Below are 22,476 nucleotides of genomic sequence, written 5' to 3'. Positions count from 1 at the left end.
ATATAATGCGAGCTAACAACCTACTTAACGGTTTCGCCGCCGCAGCTCGAGCCCGCTCCGGCCGTACAGCCAAAGCAATGTTGGCTTAACATAATATACCTACTATCTAGATATTCAAGTATAAACTCGCTGATATGTTGAGAGGCGCGTGCGTCTACTTTCAGATCAAGCATCTGGTTAAAATCGCAATCATATAAATAGCCATCCCACCCCACCGAAATGGTGTTGCGGCACATGACACCGGCAGCAGCCACCGGGTTAAAGGCGTCGATTATTTTCTGCATGTAGCTCTCGTAGTTGCCGCTGCTTACCAGGTAATCGAGGTAACGGCTAACCGGCAGGTTGGTAATACAAAACAGATTATTGAACGTGATACCGTACCCGCTCTTAAGTCTGCGCTTGAATTCTGCTTCGAGGGAGGTTTGCGAGCCCGGCAAAAAGGCACCGGATGGGTTGTAAACCAAATCAAGCGATAAACCCGAACCTTCAATTCCATACCCTACAGCATTCAGCATTTGCAGGGCTTTTATTGATTTCTCGAATACGCCTTCGCCACGCTGCGCATCAGTTCGTGAAGCCTGAAAATAGGGCAACGAGGATACCACCTGTACCTGGTGCGCCTTGAAAAACTCAGGCAGGTCGTGGTATTTAGGGTTGGCAAGTATGATGGTGAGGTTGCAGCGTACCATGATCGTTTTGCCCAACTTCGAAAGCTCCGCTACAAACCACCTGAAATCCGGGTTCATTTCGGGCGCGCCGCCTGTCAGGTCTACTGTCGTGATCTGGGGCGTGCGTGCTAACACATCCAGGCATTGCTGCATGGTAGCGCGCGTCATGATCTCTTTGCGGTCGGGGCCTGCATCTACGTGGCAATGGCGGCAGGTCTGGTTGCACATTTTGCCCACATTTATCTGCAGAATGGTAGTGCCCGTGGGTTTTAACGGGAACAGGCCGCTTTCCTGCAGTTTACTGCTGAAAGCCGGAAAATAATCGCCTTGCTGCCGGGGCTGCTGCAACACCTCCAACTGAAAAAAACTATCGGCAAACTGGCTCTGCTGCGCTTTTAAAGATTTAACAGGAAATGCCATACCTTACATAGAGAGTTCTTTGATCTTGTTCATCATCTGCACCCCATGTACCAGCGCTGCGCCGCCTTTAATAGCCGCTGCCACGTGCACAGCTTCCATCATCTGGTTTTCGTCGGCGCCTTTCTGCAGGCAATCTGTTGTGTAGGCATCAATGCAATACGGGCACTGCACCGCATGCGATACTGCCAGTGCAATCAGGGCTTTTTCACGTTCGGTTAAAGCGCCTTCTTTAAAAACCTCTCCGTAATAATCAAAAAACTTGCGCCCCATCTCCGGTTGCAACTCTGATATGTTTCCGAATTTGGCAAGGTCGGCTGGGTTGTAATAAGTATTATCCATGGTTTGTAAACTAGTATATACGTGTAAGTATAGAGTAAAAAACAGGCAGCCGGCAACGTGGTTATTCGCGTGTGCCGGCTGCCTGCTATGCTAAGTATAAATGGTACTAAGACTTCACCTCGCCCATCACAAAAAGTTGCTCTAGTGTAGGGTTTACGCTTCCGCCTTCCGGCTCCAGGGTAATGGCGAAGGCTTGTGCAGCTCCTATGGTTTTCATTTGCTGCAGGCCGGTTATGTTGGTTAGAGCCAGCGTGCCGGCATCTACTGGTTTGCCATCATACAACGCCCACAACTGGTATTGCTTGCCTGCTGGTGCCTGTGGCAAGGCCAGTGTGTTAAGGTAAACCTGCTTTTCCTGCTGGTTCCAGTACACAATGGCGCGTGCTTCCGGATGCGCTTCCACGCCCTGCAATTTTACAGGTTTATAGGCTTCATCCTGAAGGATGGTAAGCAGTTGTTCCTGTTGTTTTAATTGCCCTGATACGGTAGAAAAGTTTTGAGCCAGTTGCTGTTCTGCTACCATGGCCAGCGCTAATCTGTTCTCAGCTTCCTGCCATTTGTTGTAAAAATGAAAGCTAAGTATACCCGAAAGCAGGAACAGCACCACACTGGCTGCCATCATCCATTTATACGGATTGCCTTCTCTTTCCTCGTCTACATAGAAAGGGATTACGTTATCTTGATCCGGAGAAGTATAAGGAGCCTCAGTGGTGATAGGCTGTGCTCCCAGTTGGTTTAAGATTCTATTTTTAAGCGCAGGCTGCGGTTGTACAGCATACAACCGGGCATAGTTTTCCATTACGGCGCAGGCTTCATCCAGCGCAGCTTTTATCTCCGGCGATGCTGCTGCCAGCGTTTCCACCTCCTGGCGTTCTTCGTGCGTTAATGCGCCTGCCGCATACAGCTCTAACACCCCGGACGCTATGTAATTTTCGTTATTCACGTCCTTTAAACAGTTTTCCTAATGATTTAATTGCACTCCTTGCCCTTGTTTTCACCGTACCTAACGGGATGTTGTACTCGTCTGCTATCTCAGATTGTGTAAAGCCTTCAAAGTACATCAGGTCGATGATCTGTTTTTGTTCCGGGCTTAGCTGTTCCGTTATTTCCCGGATACCGATGTGGTCTGGCTTAAAACCGGACGAACCAAATTCCATACGAGGCGAATCCGGAATTTCCTGTGTTTTCAGACTTACGCGGTGTTGCTTCGAGCGGATTTTATCAATGGCCTGGTTGCGGCAAATATTTATCATCCAGGTAAAAAGCCTGCCTTTGGAGGCATCATACCCATGAAACGAATTCCATATTTTCACAAAGGCTTCCTGCAGCACATCTTCGGCCACTTCCTCTACCTTCACGATCTGTAAGACCACACCAAAAAGGGTAGCACTGTACATATCATATAAGATAGAAACCACTGTGCTGTCCTGTGCACGCAGGCGGGCAACCAGCTCTTCTTCTGAAATACTAGATAGTGGAGAGTTAGACAATGATTTAAGGTTAAATGCCCGACAAGTACAGGCATATGCATCAAATTTATAAATATTCTGGAAACTGTTTCTATAACTGTAAATAGAAATAAAAGTTTTTAGGCTTACGCTAATAATTCGGCATGCAGCCACGTAATGATACCTTACGTATATTTACCCCGAACCTCAATACCAAACTATGGCAATTGCAACACTAAATCCGGCTACCGGAGAAGTTATAAAAACCTTTACCCCATATACCGCAGAAGAAGTAGCCCAAAAGATTGAGGCTGCCCAGAAAGCCTTCGGAAGCTGGAAAAAAACAAGCTTCACAGACCGTGCTGCCCTGATGCAGCAGCAAGCCGATGTACTTGAAAAAGAAGCCGAAAAGTATGGCCGCATTATTTCCCTGGAGATGGGCAAACCCCTGAAAGATGCGATAGCCGAAGTAAAGAAATGCGCCAGCGTATGCCGCTATTATGCCGAAAATGCCGAAGATTTTTTAGCGGATGAAGAAATAAAATCTAATGCTGCGCGCAGTTTGATCGCGTACGAACCGTTGGGCGTTGTGCTGGCTGTGATGCCCTGGAATTTCCCGTTCTGGCAAGTATACCGTTTTTTAGCGCCCGCCCTGATGGCCGGCAACGTGGGTTTACTGAAGCATGCTTCCAATGTGCCGCAATGTGCCCTCGCGATAGAAGAAATTGTGAAACAGGCAGGCTTTCCGGATCATGTTTTCCAGACGCTGCTGGTGGGCTCTAAAGAAGTAGATAAGATAATTGAGCACGAGCACGTAAAAGCGGTAACACTAACAGGCAGCGAAGGCGCCGGCGCCAAAGTAGCCGAAAAAGCTGGCCATGAAATAAAGAAAACTGTACTCGAGCTGGGCGGCAGCGACCCTTTTATTGTACTGGAAGATGCCGATCTGGAAGAGGCCACTACGTTTGCCGTAAAATCCAGGATGGTAAACACAGGCCAGAGCTGCATTGCTGCCAAGCGCTTTATCATCGTTGAAAGTATAGCCGACGCCTTCCTTGAAAAGTTTAAAACAAAGATGGCAGCCCTGAAAACCGGAAACCCATTGGAAGAAGCCTGCGATTATGGCCCGCTTGCCCGCGCTGACCTGGCAGAAGAACTCCAAAAGCAGGTCCAGGAATCAGTTAAAAAAGGGGCTGAAGTGGTTCTGGACGGTGGACAAAAAGAAAAAGACAGTGCCTACTTTAAGCCTATGATTCTGAAAAATGTAGTGCCCGGCATGCCTGCTTACGACGAAGAAATGTTTGGCCCGGTGGCCGCTGTGATGGTGGTGAAAGACGAAGCCGAAGCGATCCGGGTGGCCAATGATTCAAGGTTTGGTTTAGCCGGAGCCATCTGGACGAAAGACGAAAAACGGGGGCTGGAAATTGCCCGCCAGGTAGAAACCGGCGCTATGTTTATCAACGCTATGGTCGAATCGTCGCCGGAACTGCCTTTTGGCGGCATCAAAAAATCGGGTTATGGCCGCGAGCTATCCTATGTGGGCATCCGGGAGTTTGTTAACCAGAAAAGCATCTGGATAAGCTGACAGTTAAAAGATAAATTCCCCATAATCTGAAAGTATAAAAAAGCGCTGCAGCCTGATCAGACTGCAGCGCTTTTTTATACTTTATACTTTATACTTGCCTGGTATTAACAGTACCCCAGCATTTTGTAGATGATGTAGCCCGCAATTTCGTGGAGCAGCATGTGCCAGTCTGAGAACGAATAAATATCCGGTATAAGTAACTTATCGGGCATATAGGATCGCTCGATAGCGTAAAAATCGGTACTGAAAATGGCAGGGCGAAGCCCCGCTTTCTGGAAGCAGGCTTCTGAGCGCCGCATATGAAAAGCCGATGTTACCAGTAATAACTTCTTAAGTTCCGGGTGCTTTTTCAGCAGTTCTGCCGTTTTGGTTGCATTTTCGTAGGTATTGCGGCTCTCGGTTTCGAGGATGATATTCGAAGAGGGCACGCCGGCCAGCAACAGTATTTTCTTTATCTGCTCCGACTCGGGCGAGGCTACTCCATATATTTTTCCGTTACCGCCACTGATCACAAATTTCTTTATCTTCCCTAAGCGGTATAACTGCAGCGGATGCAGGAAACGGTCGGCGCCTTTTTTAGTGTGTACCCTATCCGGCAGGCTCGTATCATACTTGGTAACGCCCGTCAGGATAATAGCCGCATCGTACTTTTCCATTTGCTTCAGAGGGGTAGCTGCCACTTCCCAGGCGCGCCAGGCTTCGTTGCTCAGGAATGGATTGGAAAGTATAAAAAGGATAAGTATGGCAGCCAGTAAACTTCTTCTCCGCCAGATGGCAGATTTCAGGAAAACGGCAAACAAAAGCAAAAGCAACACCCACAAAAAAGGCATCAACAGGTAATCCAGTGTTTTGGAAAGTATAAAAAACATAGCAGTGGCCAAACCAATAGGAACGCTTGCAAAGATAGGCCTTTCTGCTAACGTGCCATACGATGTGCTGACTTTAGCGCCTATACATGCCGGAAAGTATACTTGCTAAAAGAACTTCCGGAAAACCCACAGCAGAACCGACAGCAAAATACTGATTAGCAACATGCTGGTAAGGGGCGCATAAAACCGCATATTTTTATTTGCTATCCGGATATCGCCGGGCAGGTTGCCAAACCAGTTCAACTTATCGCCGGCCAGCCAGATTACCAAACCAATTACCACGATCAGTATACCAACTAACACAAGAATTTTACCGAGAGGTTGCATAGTAGTAACGTTTATACGTACTGGTATACTTTAAAAACCAGCTTTCAGGCCAACAGAAAAACTAATGATATCCCAGCCTGTCAGGGTTTTATCTTTTAAAGCAGAAGTTAAGATCAGGTCGTAGGTTCCGACTTCTCCATAAAGGGTAATATCCTTAAAAAGCCCATTTTTAGGTAAGGGATGGCTTATTTCTGAGCCCAGGCCGCCGGTTAAGCGCAGGCTGCTGATCCACCAGTAATAGTTTTCCGGGTAGGCATTATCCCATGAAGTTGAGAACTGGCTTCGGAAATGGTAGGTTAGGGCCAGGTTGGTGCGCAACGGTGTCAGTTTAAAATCGTTGCCCAGTTCCACTTTCTTAAATGGCTTGTAAATTCCTTTCAGGGTAAGCAAGTGCAGCGATTCTTCGGCATCAAAAGAAGGCACATACCCATACAACAGTTCTGCGTTTATTTTATCTTTTGAAAAACTATAGTTGGCACCTGCTGCAAACATACCGATATTGCCTGCAAACTGCACTGTCAGGCCATCAGGGGCATACCATTTCCGGATTGTGGTGGTATCGGTTTGTGCAAAAGTATAAGCGGGCATTAGAAATAGTAATGCAAGCGCGACAAGTTTATGTAATTTCATTTCTTTTAATTAAAACTTAACGCGTTCGAACGTAATATCAGGGCCGGTAACAGTAAAGATGATGTACTCCCGTGTTTCTGTTGAGCCGGTTATCAGATAAGGCACGCGGCTGCCTGGCAGCGTGCCGCTTTCATACTTATGGTTATGCCCATGCAGCGAATAACGCACGTTGTAGGTGCTCAATAAATTGGTGTAGCGGTCTTTGTTTTCGGGGCCAAACTCAGGGCTGCTGGGCGCGATATGCGAAACCACAAATACAGGCTCATTCCTGGCAGTAGCTGCCAGTTCTTTTTCGAGCCAGTTCAGGTCAGGCACTTTCTTGTTAAATTCCAGATAATTGGTATTCAGCAATATAAATTTTCTTCCGCCCGCAGTAAAGCTCAGGTCATACTCCCCATACATCGCCTTAAAAACTTCTTTGCCATTATTTACGGCATCGTGGTTCCCGATTACCGCTACATACGGCATTTTAAGCTCCTTAAAATCCTGGTGCACCAATCGGTACTCTTTTGTTAATCCGAAATCGGTTATATCGCCGCTAAGCAACACAAAATCGATGTTCTGCTGCTGGTTAATGTGTTTAACCATTTCAGCGTTCTCTTCATAAAAACCCTGGGTATCGGCGGTAAGTATAAACCGGAGCGGTTTGGATGGGCTAAGGTTTGCCTTCTGTATTCTTTGTATATTGATCTGGTTGATGTTCTTTTCATCATCCTTTAACCGGACCTCGTACGGACTGTACTCAAACTCGTCGCAGCTTTGCAGGCCCAGCGTAAAAAGCACAACAAACAACCCTGCAACAACCCGCATCTTATCTTTCAAACTCATAATCTAACTAGTGTAACTGCATAGTATACCATAAAGTCGTGCGTATGTTTCAGACTTTAAGTATTTAAAAGCAACTATATTCCGATAAGTAAAGATTAAGATTAAAAATCAGGATGTTATAACTTTAAATTATTTTGTAATTACGATACTCCCCGATGCGGTGCCCTGTCAGGCGCTCAATAAATATTTTAATCTTGTCTTTTAGTTTGAGTTTGTTCTTGCTCAGGTTATAATTTTACTTACAGTTGCTATACCTTATTCCAGTTAGAATAACCAATAATGCTTTTACCTCCATTAAGATTATTTTCAAAAAAAGAAATCAGTCTATACTTTAGTTTTTCATGTTTTACCTTTGGACGTTTGAGATCTGCTTTTTTAGAGAAATTGAGTTTATTCTTCCAATTTAGCCTCTGAATGCACTCATGCATTACTTTCGGATGCGTACCTTTGAACACAGGAATATTACCTAAAGCTCCAAAATCAAATTCATTTGCCCACAAACGATGCTCTTGTTCAATCTTTTCAATTCCATGATGCATAGAATCTTGTTCTTTCTTTTTAACCTGCATGAGCCGGGGCGGCCTTACCCATCCGTAGTGGTATACATGCGCATCAATCTCTTTTACGCTTAACTTTTCTGAATTTCCTTTACGAAAAGATTGTGCATCTTTATAAGAGTAGATGCCTACCTTGTTTCTCACAATTCTTATTTCATTTCTGTACCATCCATAGAATGGCAGATAGTGATCATAGTCTCCCCAAAAATGGTGGTATTTAAAAAGAAATCCATCTACCAGTGGGTTATCCAATTCTATCTGGCAAGCGGATAGTATCATTCCAAAATCTTGTTCGTGTATCACCTCATCAGCCTGTAGGTAAAAACACCAATTTCCGCTACATTTACTTAAAGCAAAGTTAGTTTCTTCAGCAAAGATCTGGCCCTCCACAAAACTTTGTTCAGACCAAACCCTGTCGTAAACTTTTATTTTGTCTGAGCCAATCGATTCCAAAAGCTCTCTGGTTTTATCGTCTTCATCAGAATCCCCGAGTGCAACCACAAACTCATCTACAAGGGGCAATATGGAGCATACTGATTCTTTGACAGGATAATATAGTTTATCACCGTTTCTACTCATTGTAAATCCACTTATCTTCATGGGTTGTAGCAGAGTTTAGAGTAAATGAATAATATATAAACGTAAGGAATCCCGAACAGAGCACCATACTTTCAGAAAATCGGAATTGAGCATTAAAAACCGTAAATTTGGAAGGTGTTAAATCTGCTTAATCTGTAATTGTTTGAAAGTTTGTATTGCTGAAAAACCAAGTGTGGCCCGCGAGATAGCGCAGGTAATTGGCGCAAAAAACCGCAAAGACGGCTACTTTGAGGGCAATGGCTACCAGGTAACCTGGACGTTCGGCCACTTTTGCACTCTCCGTGAGCCCGACGACTACCGCCCGGAGTGGAAGCGCTGGAGCCTCTACGACCTTCCCATGCTGCCGGAGCGTTACGGTATAAAACTGATGAAAGACAGCGGCGTGCAAAAGCAGTTCAATATTATCAAACAACTGCTCGACCATGCCGACGAAGTAATAAACTGCGGGGATGCCGGCCAGGAAGGGGAAGTGATTCAGCGGTGGGTTTTAACGGAAGCAAAGTATAAAAAGCCTTTCAAGCGGCTTTGGATTTCGTCGTTAACAGAAGATGCCATTCGCCAGGGTTTTGCCAGGCTGCGCGAAGGTGCCGAGTTCGACTCGCTGTACCAGGCTGGTAAAAGCCGCGCCATCGGCGACTGGCTGCTGGGCCTGAATGCCACGCGTTTATTTACGCTGAAGTATGCAAATGGCAGCCGCCAGACCTTATCTATTGGCAGAGTGCAGACGCCTACCCTGGCCATGCTGGTGAATCGCCACCACGAGATCGTCAATTTTGTGCCACAGCCTTTCTGGGAACTGAAGACTGTGTACCGCGAGGTAACTTTTGCCAGCACCAACGGCCGTTTCCAGAAAGAAGAAGATGCACAGAAAATACTCGAAGCTATCCGGCAGGCCGAACTTACGATAACCGATGTCGAAACCAAAAAAGGCACGGAAGCACCGCGCAACTTATTTGATCTGACTTCGCTGCAGATTGAGTGCAACAACAAACTGGGCATGTCGGCAGACGAGACCCTGAAAACCGTGCAGAGTTTGTACGAAAAGAAAGTGGTTTCTTACCCGCGTGTCGATACCACGTATTTGCCGGACGATATTTACCCGAAGATACCAGGTATACTTCAGGGGCTCGATAATTACAGACAGGAAGTAGCGCCGCTGCTACAGGACAAGATCCGGAAAACGAAGAAAGTATTTAACAACAATAAAGTAACCGACCACCACGCCATTATTCCGACCGGTTCGTCGGCTGGTGGTTTGTATGGCCGTGAGGCTGATGTATACGATCTTATTACCCGCCGTTTTTTAGCTGCTTTTTACCCGGATTGTATCGTGAGCAACACTACGGTTAGTGCCGAATCAGCAAGTTATGCGTTTCGGGTACGTGGCAAGCAGATTCTGGAACCAGGCTGGCGTGTGTTGTATGGGGCTGAAGATATTAAACCGGATACTCCTGCAAAAGAAGGTGAAGCCGAAGAAGTAACAACCGGTGTACTGCCACATTTCGATAAAGGCGAGCATGGTCCGCATGAACCTCTGCTCGAACAGAAAATGACAAATCCGCCAAAAGAGTACACGGAAGCAACACTGTTACGCGCTATGGAAACGGCCGGAAAACAGATTGAAGACGAAGAACTAAAGGAGGCATTAAAGCAAAACGGCATCGGCCGGCCCTCTACCCGCGCCGCCATCATCGAAACTTTATTTAAACGCCAGTATATCCGGAAAGAAAAAAAGAAGATCATCCCAACACAAATGGGTATCGATCTGATTGGGGTTATTCCGAACCAGACCCTGAAATCTGCGGAGATGACAGGCCAATGGGAACGTAAGCTGCGACAGATCGAAGCAGGCGAGTTTCAGGCAGACGAATTTCTGAAGGAGTTGCAGGAGTTTGTCGTAAGCCTGGTGCAGGAAGTAAAGTATGATAAAGCCACTGTTACCATCGAGCAGCGGCCCGAAGAACCAAAACCAGCCACCAAAGCAGCACCTAAACCAAAAAAAGAAGCTGTTCCTACGCAGGGCTTAGGCGCTTGCCCGGCCTGCAAACAAGGATACATTGTAAAGGGCAGCAAAGCGTATGGCTGTATCCGGTACAAAGATGGCTGCCGTTTTCTGTTACCAATCGAGTACCAGGGTAAATCACTGACAGAAAAGCAGGTAACAGCATTGCTTACAAAAGGCAAAACGCCAGCCATAAAAGGTTTTAAAGATGAAGCCAGCCATAGCTATGATGCCATACTTACCCTAAACCCAACTACGTACCAGCTGCAACTCGAAAAAACGGAGAAAGTCCCGGCCGCTGACCCGTTTGCGCAATGCCCGCGCTGCAAACAAGGCAGTTTACTGAAGGGCAGTGCCGCTTACGGTTGCAGCCGTTTCCGGGAAGGGTGCCAGTTTAGGTTGCCTTTTGAGATGGGGGGCAAGCAGCTTTCCGATAAGCAGATCAGTGCATTGCTTTTAAAAGGAAAGACGCCTGTTATCAAAGGGTTTATTTCAGCTAAAACCGGTAATGCTTTTGATGCCGCCCTCACCATTAACGACGAGGGGCAGGTAGTGTACCAGTTCAAGTAAAACACAAAGGGCAGTTATACTTTATAACTGCCCTTTGTGTTAATTTATACTTAAAAAACATGTCATCGTACGCTAAACTTCACTTCCTGTGTGGCTTGGTTGGTACGCTTATCAATTGCGTTGATCAGCAAGGTATACGCGCCCGGTTTTAAGGCATTTACGGCTATTACAGTATCAAAAGCCAACCTCGACTTGGCTTCTGCTTTGTTAAATTTTACATGCTCTTTGGCATCTTTTGCACCGGCTATAGTAAAAGAGATTGCTTTAAACTCATCTTTATCTACCGCAGAAACGGCTATGTGCAGCCCATCATTTTTGCTGATCGCCTGGTTATTGGTCGGGCTGATGATCATTACGCTTGGCTTTGAACCATCAGGTTTCAGGTTATTCTCATCAAAAAGATCTGAGCAGGAAGATAAAGCAAGCAAGCCTGCAACAAAGAAAAGGAAAGTTTTTAATGGCATGGTATTATTGCTAAAAGTCACCCGTTGTGCTTCAATCGGTTAAAATGTTATTTTATTATACTTCACCGGAATGCAAAACACACTTCGTACTGCTAAATTACAACTACTACTTAAATCTCAAAACAAAACACATAAATAAAGTATAATAATTTATAAACTCAGATTTACAGATATACTTAAATCACAGCTTATTAATCAAAACATCAAGTAAAATAATTCAGGCTATAATCACAAAATATAATAATTAACAACTTTACAAAACATCATAAAATCACAACTAACCACCAGAATGTATTTATAATTTACCTGTTACACCAAAAGGCAATGCTTAACGCATTTAGCAGACTTAAATTGCATTACTACTTTATAACCAATCAGCAGCATAGCCGTAAAAAAACACATCGCAGCCCTAAAAATGCTGCTTTAAATTGTTTTTAAACTAAAACACTACACGCATGAGAAGCTATGGAAACTTGGGTGCAAACCCATACAATAACAATTACAGATCAGAAACGAGAAGTTCAGGAAGAAATTATTATTCCGGAGACTTTGATTTAACAAAACGCGACCGCAGTTCAGATAATCAAGATTCATACGGCTCTAATTCAAATTCTTATGGATCAGGGCAAAGCAGTAATCTTTCATCTGGCTACAGCGGCAGACCATCTGGATATTCAGGCTCCGGTTCTTCCAATTACGGTTCAGGCTCTAATTACGGAAACTCAAACTATGGTAATTCCAATTATGGCGGCTCCAATTATGATACCGGTATGGGATCATCTTCTAATTACGGATCGTCTAATTATGGCTCATCTAACCGTTCAGGCAACTATAACCGAAACGAATACGGCAACCAGGACAACTGGGACAGAATGGGCGACAAAATAGAAAATTCCTGGGAGAGCGCTAAAAACAGCTTATCTAACGCCTGGGACCGCGCAACCAACGATAATGACAACGACTACAGAGGTTCTTCTTACAACCGTGGCAGCTATAATACCGGCCGTGGCACTTCCTCAAATTATGGCTCAGGCTACGATTCAGGACGCTCATCTTACGGTAACTCCTATGGCGGCTCTAATTACGGATTCGGCTCAGGTAGTAATGCAGGATTCTCTAATACAGCCTATGGTACCGGCTCGTCATTAGGAACAGGTTCCTATAATTCAGGCTCCGGCTATGGTTCTTCGAACTCGAATTATGGATCATCTAATTATGGCTCGTCTAACTACAACTCGGGCAGTGGCCGTTATTCCGATGATTACGATAACAACGACCGCGGCTTTTTCGACAGAGCCGGCGACGAAGTAAAATCGTGGTTCGGAGATGATGAAGCAGAACGCAGAAGAAGAATGGATGAGATGCGCGACAGAAGAGAAGATTCTGATTACGATTCTTATAACAGAAACTCATCCTCTTACGGCAATACCTATAGCGGCCCTCCGTACTCTTACGGTTCGTCATCACGCAGAGATTATGAATGGTAATACAAACTGGCTAATTAATTAGCTGTAATATTTTTAAAAAAGCCCTGCTACTTCTGGTAGCGGGGCTTTTAATTTATATGGATGTTATAACAAAAGCTTTTATACTTTTGTAGCAGGATTTGCATTGCTTATCCGGTTTTTATACTTCCATTCTTACTTACCATGAAAAAAACAACGTTAGCAGTACTCTTCTCCCTAATCACTTCGGTTGGGTTTGCACAACATGTAGGCATTAAAGCAGGTGGCACGCTGGCTACTTTTAAAGGCGAAAACGCCAAGAATTATGATCTCCGCGTAGGGTATACAGGCGGTATTTTTGTGCAGCAGCATTTTAACGACCTGCTGGGCATCCAACTGGAAGCACTTTACACCTCCAAAGGCGCGCGTAACAAGTATAGCTCCGGCTCTAACCAGGTGCAGGATAGCTACCGGCTCAACTACGTGGATGTGCCCCTTATGCTGCATTTTTCTGCTGGCGGTTTGTTTATCGATCTGGGTCCGCAGGTTTCTTTTATCGCCAACGCACGCTATATAACTGAAATAACGAACAGCTCCGGCAACAGAACTACTACTGTAAAATCCGACATTACCGATAATCCTTACTCCATCGACTTTGGGTATGTGGCTGGTATCGGCTACCGCGCACCAAATAAACTGGGCCTTGAGGTACGTTACAATGGTGGCTTAAAAGATATCGACGATGAAGGTGCGGCAGCTGTGGCTGGTCTGGAGCGTCGTAATTCTTCTTTCAGTCTGATGCTGAGCTACCTGTTAAATTAGCTTTTACCAACCTATCAAGTATAAAAAAAGCTTTGCCGGTCTGGCAAAGCTTTTTTTATACTTGATAGGTTCGATCGGCTTAGTTTTCCTGTGTTTCTTCCATCAGGTTATAAATATGCTCAAAACGTTTGAAATCTTCAATCTCCACTTTCAGATCACGTAAGAGGCCTTCTTTGATGTCGTACACCAATCCATAAAGTTTTGGCGGGTTATCAGTCAGCATGGCATTCTGGATAATAGATGTTTTGGAAAGGTTGTGCACCTGCTCTATCACGTTTAACTCCACTAAACGCTTCAGCTTATCAGTTTCATTATCTATTTCACCCAGTTCATCATCATGCAGACGGATCACATCTTTTATATTGCGCAACCAGTTATCGATCAGGCCAAACTGCTTGTTGCCTGCCGCTGCCGCTACACCGCCGCAGCCATAATGGCCCACTACCATAATGTCTTTCACTTTAAGTACCTCTACTGCATACTGCAACACCGATAGCAGGTTCATGTCGGAATGTACTACCATATTGGCAATGTTGCGGTGCACAAACATTTCGCCGGGGCCTGTTCCGGTTATAGCCGATGCCGGTACACGGCTATCAGAGCAGCCAATAAAAAGATAACGTGGCTCCTGCCCTAACGCTAATTTGCTGAAATAATCCGGATCGTTGCTTAATTTTTCAGCTACCCACTTTTTGTTATTCTCTAATATGTTTTCCATCTAGTTTTTGCTGGTTAATATCTTTTGTTGATCAATTTTATACTTTAAAAATCTTGTGCTAAGGCGGGTCTTAATGCATTTCCAGTACGTCCACTTCCGGCACGTTCAGTAACTCTACATTAATATTGCGCTCGTGTGCAGTCTTCTTAAACTCGTGTATGGCTTCCAGCACATCATAATCAATGTATTCCGAACTTTCAGCATCTATAATAACATGGCTGTTGCGTGGCAAATGATCTAGCGTAAGGGCAATACTGGCTTTGTTAAGGAAAGAAACGTGCTCGCTCAGTTTGATGCGGATCAGGTCCTTACCCGGCAAAGCTTCTTTCTCATAGAAGTATGGCGACTTGTAATTAGCTTTCAGGATAAAGAAAATACCAACTGCCAGACCAACACAGATACCTACCAGCAGGTCAGTGAACAGAATAGCCAGAATTGTTATGATAAAAGGGAAGAATTGCTCGAAGCCAAGCTTCATCTGTGCTTTATAAAGCGCAGGTTTGGTTAGCTTATACCCCACTATCAAGAGTACGGCAGCTAAAGCCGAAAGTGGAATCTGGTTCATGAATTTTGCGAAAAGCAATACCGACACAGCCAGTAAAACACCATGTGTAAAAGCTGATACTTTCGTTTGCGCGCCGGAAGCTACGTTCGTAGACCCACGCACGATAACCGCCGTCATAGGCAAACCACCTAACAAGCCGCTTACCATGTTACCGATGCCCTGTGCTTTTAACTCGCGGTTTGTAGGAGTTCGGCGCTTGTGCGGATCAAGCTTATCAACTGCTTCCACACTTAATAATGTTTCCAGGCTGGCTACTATGGCAATAGTAAAGGCTACCACATAAAGCGAAGGATTGGTTAAGGGCTCCAGGGTCAGGAAGCGAAGCTCGTTGCTGAGACTGCTTAAGCCATCCAAAACAGGCAGGTTTACCAGGTGTGTCGAGTTAATGGCCAGTTCAGGGAAAAAGCTCTTGAACAGGCTGTTGATACCAATAGCAGAAAGTACAGCTACCAGTGCGCTTGGCACTAATTTAAAGATCTTGATCCGTTTAATCACTGGCGTATCCCAAACCAGCATAATTACAAGGGAGATCACGCCTACCAGCAGCGCTCCTACTTCGATTACCGAGAAAGCATGCCCAAGCTCCGAAAAGGTGTTTCTGCCATCAGGCTGAAAGAACTGCATCTCCCCAAAAAAGTCTTCATCGGCTCCTAAAAAGTGTGGTATCTGTTTCAGGATAAGGATAAGACCGATAGCAGCCAGCATCCCCCGGATAACAGACGAAGGGAAATATAAACCAATGACGCCGGCTTTTAAAAACCCAAGTATAAGTTGCAGGAAACCAGCCAGTACAACGGCCAGCAAAAATGCCTCGTAAGAGCCTAAGGTTTCGATACCGTTTAACACGATAACTGTTAACCCTGCTGCCGGCCCGCTAACCCCCAGCTGCGACCCACTTAGCCAGGTAACCAGTACACCCCCTACAACACCTGTTACAATACCTGAAAATAACGGCGCACCAGATGCCAGCGAAATGCCGAGGCACAAGGGCAGTGCTACTAAAAACACAACCAAACCGGCTGGTATATCTTTGCTCAGGTTAGCGAGGTAATCCTGGCTTTTTAAATTAGCGTCTTTTATCATTTTAATTCCATCTTTAGATCCGGCTGCTGCCCCGCACTACTCACCAATGCAAGGGCAGTAACCGGATTTTTACCTTACAGCCACAAAGCTAGCTTGGCAACATTAAGCTGGAATTAAAACCAAATTAAAATCAGATTAAAATTACACGCGGCCTACCGGAATAAAGTAATAAGCCTGCGGAAGCGTAATAGTCACTTCAGTGCCCTCTTTAATAATGGAGTTCACGCAGATTTCGCCCTGGTGTAGTTTCAGGATGCGTTCGGCCAGTGGCAGACCAATGCCGTGGCCTGTAATATTGCGCACATTCTCAGCCCGAAAAAAAGGAACAAATACATGCTTCAGATCCTGGGAAGTGATGCCTACCCCATAATCTTTTACCTGCAGCTGCACATCGCGGTCTGTGATAACAATGCGCCCTACAACGGCTTTATCTTTTGGCGAAAACTTGATGGCATTCTCCAGCACATTCACAATGGCGATAAGTAACAAGGCTTCATTTCCTTTAATGATCAGGCGGTCTTCTTCTTCCGGGAAGTTGGCAAAGTCGATGTTGATGCGGGAATTTGGCTGGCGTTTAATAGCCTGGTCGCGGGCCATCCAGATCAACTCATCTATCCGCAAAAAAGATTTTTTAATCTTAGAGGCATCTATACTTGCCTGTGCTATCTGCAGCAAGCCATTCGATAGTTCGGCTAGCAGGCGTGCATCTTCCAACGTAGACTGCAGCACCCGTTCATACTCTGCTGTTTCGCGGGGCTTCATCAGTGCTACTTCCAGTTCCCCGATAATGGCCGTAAGCGGGGTGCGCAACTCATGCGAGGCATTGGAAACAAAGGTGCTCTGCATCTCGAAAGACATTTCCAGGCGGTCGAGCATTTTGTTGAAAATACGAGCCAGGTGTGATACCTCGTCGCGGCCATCGGCGTTGCTCAGGCGCATACTCAGGTCAGATGCGTTTATTTTTTCCACTTCGCTCACCACCTTGGTAATAGGCCGCAGCGCCTCCCTTGAAAAACCCCAGCCCGCCAGCATCACAATCACCATCGAGCCAAGAAAACCGAAGGTCAGCAGTATCTCGAGTTGGTCTAATTTACGCAGGCTGTAAGCATCTACACACGAAGAAAGTACAATATAATCGCCCTGGTTATCGGGGTAATAAATACCTACTACCTGTCGTACGCCTTCCTCATACATCACTATTCTTTTAGTTTTGATCAGGTTGAGTAGTTTGGCATCTACGCCCAGTGTTCCTTTTCCTTCAGAAAATAAAAGCTCACCATCTGCTTTAAAAACACGGACAGCCTCATAGGGCAATACCTGGTAATATTTAATTTGATTTTGTCTGCGGGCTTTTGGTGGCAGTTCATCAGCATCCAGCAGGTGATGAGCCGTAATATAGGCACGCTGCCTGATGCGTTCGTAAAAATCGTTTTTACGGTGCAGCGATGTAAAATAGTAAACGCCCAACGAGAACAGTGCCAGAATCAAGGCAAAAATGGCGGCAAACTGCAGTGTTAATTTGGTCCTGATTTTCATACGCCGTCCTGTATTTTAAGCACATATCCCATCCCTACCAACGTATGGATCAGCTTGGTTTCGAACCCTTTGTCTACTTTTTTGCGGAGGAAGTTAATGTATACATCGATCACGTTGCTGCCTGTATCAAAGGATGTTTCCCATACCTGCTCGGTAATATCAACCCTGGATACTACCCTGCCCTGGTTACGCAGCAGGTAATACAATAAGGCAAATTCGCGGGCGGTCAGGTTTAAGGCTTTGCCACCTCTAGTTACCGTTTTTTTGCTTACATCCAGCTCCAGGTCGGCAATGCCCAGTTTTTCGCCGGAACCGTTATCAGTTACACGGCGGGTAAGCGCCCGGATGCGGGCCAGCAACTCTTTAAACTCGAACGGTTTGGTCAGGTAATCGTCTGCGCCGGCATCAAGGCCTGTGATTTTATCATCGGTGGTGCCAAGCGCTGTCAGCATCAGTATAGGCATTGTTTTGCGCTGCTGCCTGATGTGGCGGCAAACGTCCAGGCCGTTCATGTTCGGAAGTATAATATCCAGTATGATCAGGTCATAGTCGTTCTGCTCGGAAAGCTTTATGCCGAAAAGCCCATCGTATGCCTGGTCTACCTCATAGGTCTGTTCTTCCAGTCCTTTTTTTATAAAGGCGGCTACTTTGGGTTCGTCTTCAATTAATAAAATTTTCATAACTACGCGCAGGATGCCGCAAATGGCCTTACCGCTGTCCAAAGATACGAAGCCACAAGTACAGATTGAGGTATCTAATTATACTTCTTTTCGTTCTGATAAGTATGGCAGCTCCTCATAACCACGATCACGGCCACCATCACCACGCTGGCAGCAACATAAAATTAGCTTTCTTCCTGAACCTTAGCTTTGCCTTGCTCGAGCTTTTTGGCGGAGCCTGGATAAACAGCGTAGCCATACTTTCTGATGCGCTGCACGACCTCGGCGATTCACTGGCGTTGGGGCTGGCCTGGTACTTCGAGAAGCTATCGGTGCGTGGCCGCGACCTGAAGTATACGTTTGGCTACAAGCGGTTTTCGCTCTTGGGTGCTGTTATAAATGCTGTTATCCTGCTGGCTGGCTCGGTGCTTATACTTTCCGAAGCTATACCGCGGGTCTGGCAACCCGAACAAGTGAATGCAACCGGCATGATCGGTTTTGCAGTGCTGGGCATATTGGTGAATGGCGCTGCCGTTTTAAAACTGAAAGACAATTCTTTAAACGAGCGTGTGGTGCGGCTGCATTTGTTGGAAGATGTGCTGGGCTGGGTGGCCGTTTTGGTGGGCGGCATTATTTTATACTTTTTCGATTTCCCGATCATCGACCCGCTGCTTTCCATTGGCATTTCTGTTTACGTGATCTACAATGCCTTTAAGAACCTCCGGGCAAGTATGAACATTTTGTTACAGGCGGCACCCATCGAAGTAAATTTAACCATTGTGCAGCAAAAATTAGAAGAACTTCCTGCCATCCAATCCATCCACGACCTGCACATCTGGACCCTGGACGGAACCACACATATTTTAACGTTGCACGCCATCGTAGATAAAGATGTATCGCTGCTGGAAGCTGAAAGTATAAAACAACAGATCCGCGACCGGCTTTCCGACCTGCAGATAAACCATGTTACGTTAGAGCTCGAAATACCCGGCCAGCCCTGCAGCCAGCAACAATGCCCTGCCGAAGTATAAACAGCGCGTAAACTAAAAAGAGAAACACAGCAGCTGTATTTCTCTTCAAGTCTAAAGTATAAGTTCGTAAATCAGGTACGGTTCAGGGTAACGGCTGCGCGCACCAGCTCCGTAAAATAAGCCGACTGTATATCCTGCATTGATTTTATTTTGATGTGAGGCGGTTGCCCGTCGCGGCTTACCAGGCGCTTTTCCGGATCTGCTAATTCCTTTCCTCTGAAAAAGCCTAAGTGGATACCACTGCGGGAGGAGGCGAAGTAACAAACAGGGCCGTGAAAAAAGTAGCAGGGCAAATCCCAGCGTACGCATTCTTCCAGGTGAGGCACAGCTGCCAGTATGATCTGCCGAACAACTTCTGCTAATTCGCGTTTCTCGTCTGGCAGCGTATCCAGGTATTCGTCTACCTGATTGGCTGTAGTTCTGTTTCTCATGGTGTGTTGATCCCTGGTAAAGTTTTTACTATCAAATATACTTATATTCTGATATTTAAACAACTTTCAGGCATTTACCACCATTCAGATCGAACTAATAGCTATACAATCGTAAACTTAAAGCGTTATACTTTCATTTCGAGTTCGCGTAACATGCGCTGTTCCAGCTCGTTCAGGTCGGTGTAACCTTTAGTGAGGTAAGCCATGCCATGGGTAGTTTGCAGAAATACGCTCGGGAAATTATCAGCGCCTATACTTTCTACATAGTTAAATTCTTCTTCCATCTGCTGGATGATCTCTTCAGATTCAAACAACGTCATGAACAGGTTTTCGGAGATGCCAAACGGGCGTACCAGCTCTGCCAGCACGGCTGGGTTCCGCAGGTCTTTCAGATCGGCAAAAAAAGCCGAATGCATGGCCCGTAAAACTTCCAGGGTTAACTTAGGCCGGAGTAAACGCACGCATAACAAAGCACGGCAGGCCGGCTCGGTATTATAAACAAAGCCACGGCGGGTAAAGAAACGGTAATCGAAGGGTACGCTGGTGCGGTCCTGTACGCGATGCCAGCTTACGGCCAGTTTATCTTTTGCATCCGGGGTGAGCGGTTCGGTGGCGTAAGCCTGCAAAGGGCCCATTAAAACTTTAACAGTTAACCTGCCTTGCCATAAGGCCCGCATCCTCCGGATAACAGGCGTAAATCCATAGCACCAGCCACACATGGGGTTGGTAATATAAAGCAGCGTCGGGTTGTCGGGCGTCTTGATCATAGGCATTTCATTTGTTTTCGGGAAGGCAACAAAAAGCAGGGTTGCCCGGGGCTAAAGTAGCTAAGGTAAAGTATAAACCGGCTTGCAAGTAGTGTTAAGGTAAGCATTTCTGGCCAGATTAGCGCCGGTAGCCGCGTTAATTAATCAGAATTAGCTGTAATTCTGTGTCCACACTTTATTTTTATACCTGCAATACCGGTTTTATACCTGGCCTTAAGCCACCAGACCCGCTGGCTTACCTCCGAAATGAAGCAAAGCAGCGGGCCTGGTTACAGCTGATTTTGAGCTTATCTTTTCTCTAACTGGCGCTTCAGTTTTTCTTCCACATTTTTAAGCAGCTCGTACCAGTTGCTGCCTTCGTCCTGGGCAAAAACATCGTTCCCCGGAATACCTACGCGCATGTGCACACTTTTCTGGTTGGTGGCCTGGCTGGCTTCTTCCTTAAAGTATACATCAATCGAGTCTATCTTTTTGGCATGGCGCTTTATTTTCAGGATCGAATCGCGCACACTTTGCTGGATCGCATCTGAAATGTCAATATCCACGGCCTGCACATCTAATTTAATGCCTTCGAAGTTTTCAGTATAGTTCATTTTGTGGTTCGTTTTAATGGGGTGAAAATTTTATAACATAGGCGCCCTGCCTTTGCAAGCACGCCTTAGCCAATTAAACGGGCGGGCTGGCTTTAAGTTAAACGCAGGGGCTGCAATTTTATACTTTATGTTACAGATGAGGCATCTTATTAATTTTTTCAGAGGCCAGGCAACTATACTTTGGGAAGCTGCATCTGACAGGTATAAACTAAGAAAATGTATACCAACCCTCTTTCAATTCTATGAAAAAATTAGCTACCTCCCTCTTCCTCTTGTTTTTTATGCTTGCCAACCAGCCTTTGCTGCATGCGCAATCCACTAGCCTGGTAAGCGTGGGCGACCACTCCCTGGAAATGATACAGGCCGGCGCAGGAGATTACACGGTTATCTTCGAATCTGGGTTCGGGATGGATTACAAAGTATGGGGCAACGTAGCTTCGGAAATAATGAAGACCAACAAAGTATTACTGTATTCCAGAGCCGGAACAGGCAAATCGGAGCCAAACCCGAAAACCCAAACCCTGGAGCAGGCTGTAAACAGTTTGGCTACGCTTCTTGAAAAAGCGAACGCCCAGCCGCCTTACATCCTGGTGGGCCACTCGTATGGCGGTTTCATTATCAGGGCGTATGCAGCGCAAAACCCGGGCAAAGTAAAAGGGCTTGTTTTTGTAGACCCATCGCATGAAAAACTAATGGCAGCGCTCAAAAAAGCGGACCCGGCCAAAGCTGCGAAAGATACCGAAGCCCAGAATCAGATGATGCCGGCACAGTTTAAAGCTGAAAACGATTACATCAACCTAATTTTCGAGAAAGGCGCTTTGCCGGACTTTGGTACGCTGCCAGCTGTGCCGGCTGTGGTACTAACCTCGGTTCAGAAAAGAGAGAAGCCCGACCTGTTTTTGCATGAGCCACTGGGCATCACTATCTGGCGAAAACTACACGCTGATCTTTTCGCTCAGTTTACGGATGGCGCCCATTACGTAACAACCCGCAGCGGCCACAACATCCACCGGACCGAACCCGAACTGGTGGTACAAGCCATTAAACAAGTGATAACTTTAGCTGATAAAGCAAAAGCAGAACAAGCGTACGCCCTTAAAATGCAGCAACTCGAAAGCAAGCTGAAGGAAGCAGAAAAGCAACTGAAAGGTAAGAAACCCAAAACCGGAGAAACGCTGGTATTTGCTGCCCTCCAGGATGCCGGCTTCGATGAAAGCACAATCAACGGCATTGGCTACCATTACCTTGGAAACCCGGCTGCTACTCCGTTAGCAGTGGCTATTTTAAAGTATAACACTGTTGCCCACACCGGTTCTGCCAATGCCTACGATAGTTACGGCGAAGCCCTCTTGGCCCAAGGGCAACTGGAGCTGGCCCGAATTCAGTTTATAAAAGCGATCGAGCTGGCCACCGCCACCGATAACCAGGCCACGATCCGCAACAGCAAAGCCAATTTAGAGAAAATAGAATCGCGCCAAAAGCTGGCTAAAAAGAAGTAGAACTGCGGCTGTGAAAGTAT

The 22,476-nt window shown here is 46.0% G+C and carries 23 protein-coding genes; 6 read left to right on the top strand and 17 right to left on the bottom strand.

From position 1 onward, the window contains the following. Positions 1 to 20 precede the first annotated feature (20 nt). The 4 genes from arsS to DP923_RS13575 form a co-directional block, all read right to left on the bottom strand. Positions 21 to 1,088 carry an arsenosugar biosynthesis radical SAM (seleno)protein ArsS gene (arsS, locus tag DP923_RS13590; protein WP_112306413.1) on the bottom strand — a complete coding sequence of 356 codons (1,068 nt, stop codon included), beginning with the start codon at positions 1,086 to 1,088 and terminating at the stop codon, positions 21 to 23. Between the two features lie 3 nt (positions 1,089 to 1,091). After that, on the bottom strand, positions 1,092 to 1,427 hold the full coding sequence (locus DP923_RS13585) for an arsenosugar biosynthesis-associated peroxidase-like protein (RefSeq protein WP_112306412.1): 336 nt from the start codon (positions 1,425 to 1,427) through the stop codon (positions 1,092 to 1,094). Between the two features lie 106 nt (positions 1,428 to 1,533). Then, on the bottom strand, positions 1,534 to 2,370 hold the full coding sequence (locus DP923_RS13580) for an anti-sigma factor (protein WP_112306411.1): 837 nt from the start codon (positions 2,368 to 2,370) through the stop codon (positions 1,534 to 1,536). Beyond that, positions 2,363 to 2,917: an RNA polymerase sigma factor gene (locus DP923_RS13575; RefSeq protein WP_239021037.1), complete on the bottom strand. Its 555-nt coding sequence runs from the start codon at positions 2,915 to 2,917 to the stop codon at positions 2,363 to 2,365. Before DP923_RS13575 ends, DP923_RS13580 begins: the two co-directional genes overlap by 8 nt. A 178-nt stretch (positions 2,918 to 3,095) precedes the next feature. Here DP923_RS13575 and DP923_RS13570 point away from each other — a divergent pair, with 178 nt between their 5' ends. After that, positions 3,096 to 4,460, top strand: coding sequence for an NAD-dependent succinate-semialdehyde dehydrogenase (locus DP923_RS13570; protein ID WP_112306410.1), 1,365 nt, complete (start codon positions 3,096 to 3,098; stop codon positions 4,458 to 4,460). Between the two features lie 104 nt (positions 4,461 to 4,564). On the opposite strand, the gene DP923_RS13565 is transcribed toward DP923_RS13570, so the two are convergent. The 5 genes from DP923_RS13565 to DP923_RS13545 all read right to left on the bottom strand — a co-directional run bounded on the left by DP923_RS13565 (position 4,565) and on the right by DP923_RS13545 (position 8,271). Further along, positions 4,565 to 5,329: a YdcF family protein gene (locus DP923_RS13565; RefSeq protein WP_112306409.1), complete on the bottom strand. Its 765-nt coding sequence runs from the start codon at positions 5,327 to 5,329 to the stop codon at positions 4,565 to 4,567. A gap of 105 nt (positions 5,330 to 5,434) precedes the next feature. Beyond that, positions 5,435 to 5,656 carry a DUF2905 domain-containing protein gene (locus tag DP923_RS13560; protein ID WP_112306408.1) on the bottom strand — a complete coding sequence of 74 codons (222 nt, stop codon included), beginning with the start codon at positions 5,654 to 5,656 and terminating at the stop codon, positions 5,435 to 5,437. Positions 5,657 to 5,686: 30 nt separating this feature from the next. Then, on the bottom strand, positions 5,687 to 6,286 hold the full coding sequence (locus tag DP923_RS13555) for a hypothetical protein (RefSeq protein ID WP_125047733.1): 600 nt from the start codon (positions 6,284 to 6,286) through the stop codon (positions 5,687 to 5,689). A 9-nt stretch (positions 6,287 to 6,295) separates the two neighbouring features. Beyond that, complete coding sequence (locus DP923_RS13550) at positions 6,296 to 7,114, bottom strand: metallophosphoesterase family protein (protein ID WP_112306406.1); 819 nt, start codon at positions 7,112 to 7,114, stop codon at positions 6,296 to 6,298. Positions 7,115 to 7,362: 248 nt separating this feature from the next. After that, positions 7,363 to 8,271, bottom strand: a complete 909-nt coding sequence (locus DP923_RS13545) for a glycosyltransferase family protein (protein WP_112306405.1) — start codon at positions 8,269 to 8,271, stop codon at positions 7,363 to 7,365. A gap of 142 nt (positions 8,272 to 8,413) precedes the next feature. On the opposite strand from DP923_RS13545, the gene DP923_RS13540 reads away from it, so the two are divergent. Continuing rightward, positions 8,414 to 10,843: a type IA DNA topoisomerase gene (locus tag DP923_RS13540; protein WP_112306404.1), complete on the top strand. Its 2,430-nt coding sequence runs from the start codon at positions 8,414 to 8,416 to the stop codon at positions 10,841 to 10,843. A gap of 62 nt (positions 10,844 to 10,905) precedes the next feature. Here DP923_RS13540 and DP923_RS13535 read toward each other — a convergent pair whose 3' ends face one another. Further along, complete coding sequence (locus DP923_RS13535; RefSeq protein WP_112306403.1) at positions 10,906 to 11,307, bottom strand: Ig-like domain-containing protein; 402 nt, start codon at positions 11,305 to 11,307, stop codon at positions 10,906 to 10,908. Positions 11,308 to 11,762: 455 nt separating this feature from the next. On the opposite strand from DP923_RS13535, the gene DP923_RS13530 reads away from it, so the two are divergent. Further along, a complete protein-coding gene (locus DP923_RS13530; RefSeq protein WP_112306402.1) occupies positions 11,763 to 12,794 on the top strand; it encodes an SWFGD domain-containing protein in 1,032 nt (343 codons plus the stop codon). Positions 12,795 to 12,956: 162 nt separating this feature from the next. Further along, positions 12,957 to 13,574, top strand: a complete 618-nt coding sequence (locus DP923_RS13525) for a porin family protein (RefSeq protein ID WP_112306401.1) — start codon at positions 12,957 to 12,959, stop codon at positions 13,572 to 13,574. 79 nt (positions 13,575 to 13,653) lie between these two features. Here DP923_RS13525 and DP923_RS13520 read toward each other — a convergent pair whose 3' ends face one another. The 4 genes from DP923_RS13520 to DP923_RS13505 form a co-directional block, all read right to left on the bottom strand. Next, positions 13,654 to 14,292 carry a carbonic anhydrase gene (locus DP923_RS13520; protein ID WP_112306400.1) on the bottom strand — a complete coding sequence of 213 codons (639 nt, stop codon included), beginning with the start codon at positions 14,290 to 14,292 and terminating at the stop codon, positions 13,654 to 13,656. A 70-nt stretch (positions 14,293 to 14,362) separates the two neighbouring features. Continuing rightward, a complete protein-coding gene (locus DP923_RS13515; protein ID WP_112306399.1) occupies positions 14,363 to 15,940 on the bottom strand; it encodes a SulP family inorganic anion transporter in 1,578 nt (525 codons plus the stop codon). Between the two features lie 141 nt (positions 15,941 to 16,081). Further along, positions 16,082 to 17,476, bottom strand: a complete 1,395-nt coding sequence (locus tag DP923_RS13510) for a HAMP domain-containing sensor histidine kinase (protein WP_112306398.1) — start codon at positions 17,474 to 17,476, stop codon at positions 16,082 to 16,084. Next, a complete protein-coding gene (locus tag DP923_RS13505; protein WP_112306707.1) occupies positions 17,473 to 18,156 on the bottom strand; it encodes a response regulator transcription factor in 684 nt (227 codons plus the stop codon). The genes DP923_RS13510 and DP923_RS13505 overlap by 4 nt, the downstream gene beginning before the upstream one ends. Positions 18,157 to 18,260: 104 nt before the next feature. Between DP923_RS13505 and DP923_RS13500 the strand changes: the two genes are divergently transcribed. Continuing rightward, positions 18,261 to 19,166 carry a cation diffusion facilitator family transporter gene (locus tag DP923_RS13500; RefSeq protein ID WP_112306397.1) on the top strand — a complete coding sequence of 302 codons (906 nt, stop codon included), beginning with the start codon at positions 18,261 to 18,263 and terminating at the stop codon, positions 19,164 to 19,166. 71 nt (positions 19,167 to 19,237) lie between these two features. On the opposite strand, the gene DP923_RS13495 is transcribed toward DP923_RS13500, so the two are convergent. From DP923_RS13495 to hpf, 3 genes are all read right to left on the bottom strand, one after another. Beyond that, positions 19,238 to 19,597: a DUF1801 domain-containing protein gene (locus DP923_RS13495; RefSeq protein ID WP_112306396.1), complete on the bottom strand. Its 360-nt coding sequence runs from the start codon at positions 19,595 to 19,597 to the stop codon at positions 19,238 to 19,240. A gap of 125 nt (positions 19,598 to 19,722) precedes the next feature. Further along, entirely contained in the window at positions 19,723 to 20,370 is a 648-nt protein-coding gene (locus DP923_RS13490) for a DsbA family protein (RefSeq protein WP_239021036.1), read from the bottom strand. Positions 20,371 to 20,651: 281 nt separating this feature from the next. Continuing rightward, positions 20,652 to 20,957 carry a ribosome hibernation-promoting factor, HPF/YfiA family gene (gene hpf / locus DP923_RS13485; RefSeq protein ID WP_112306394.1) on the bottom strand — a complete coding sequence of 102 codons (306 nt, stop codon included), beginning with the start codon at positions 20,955 to 20,957 and terminating at the stop codon, positions 20,652 to 20,654. 242 nt (positions 20,958 to 21,199) lie between these two features. Here hpf and DP923_RS13480 point away from each other — a divergent pair, with 242 nt between their 5' ends. Next, the gene (locus DP923_RS13480; protein ID WP_112306393.1) at positions 21,200 to 22,456 is read left to right on the top strand and encodes an alpha/beta fold hydrolase; all 1,257 of its coding nucleotides are present in this window, start codon (positions 21,200 to 21,202) and stop codon (positions 22,454 to 22,456) included. The last annotated feature ends 20 nt before the right edge of the window (positions 22,457 to 22,476 follow it).

It is taken from the genome of Pontibacter arcticus (assembly GCF_003284895.1).
GTDB classification, from domain to species: Bacteria; Bacteroidota; Bacteroidia; order Cytophagales; family Hymenobacteraceae; genus Pontibacter; species Pontibacter arcticus.
Note: the sequence above shows the minus strand (reverse complement) of the source record. Positions and strands in the feature narration are given on the sequence as shown.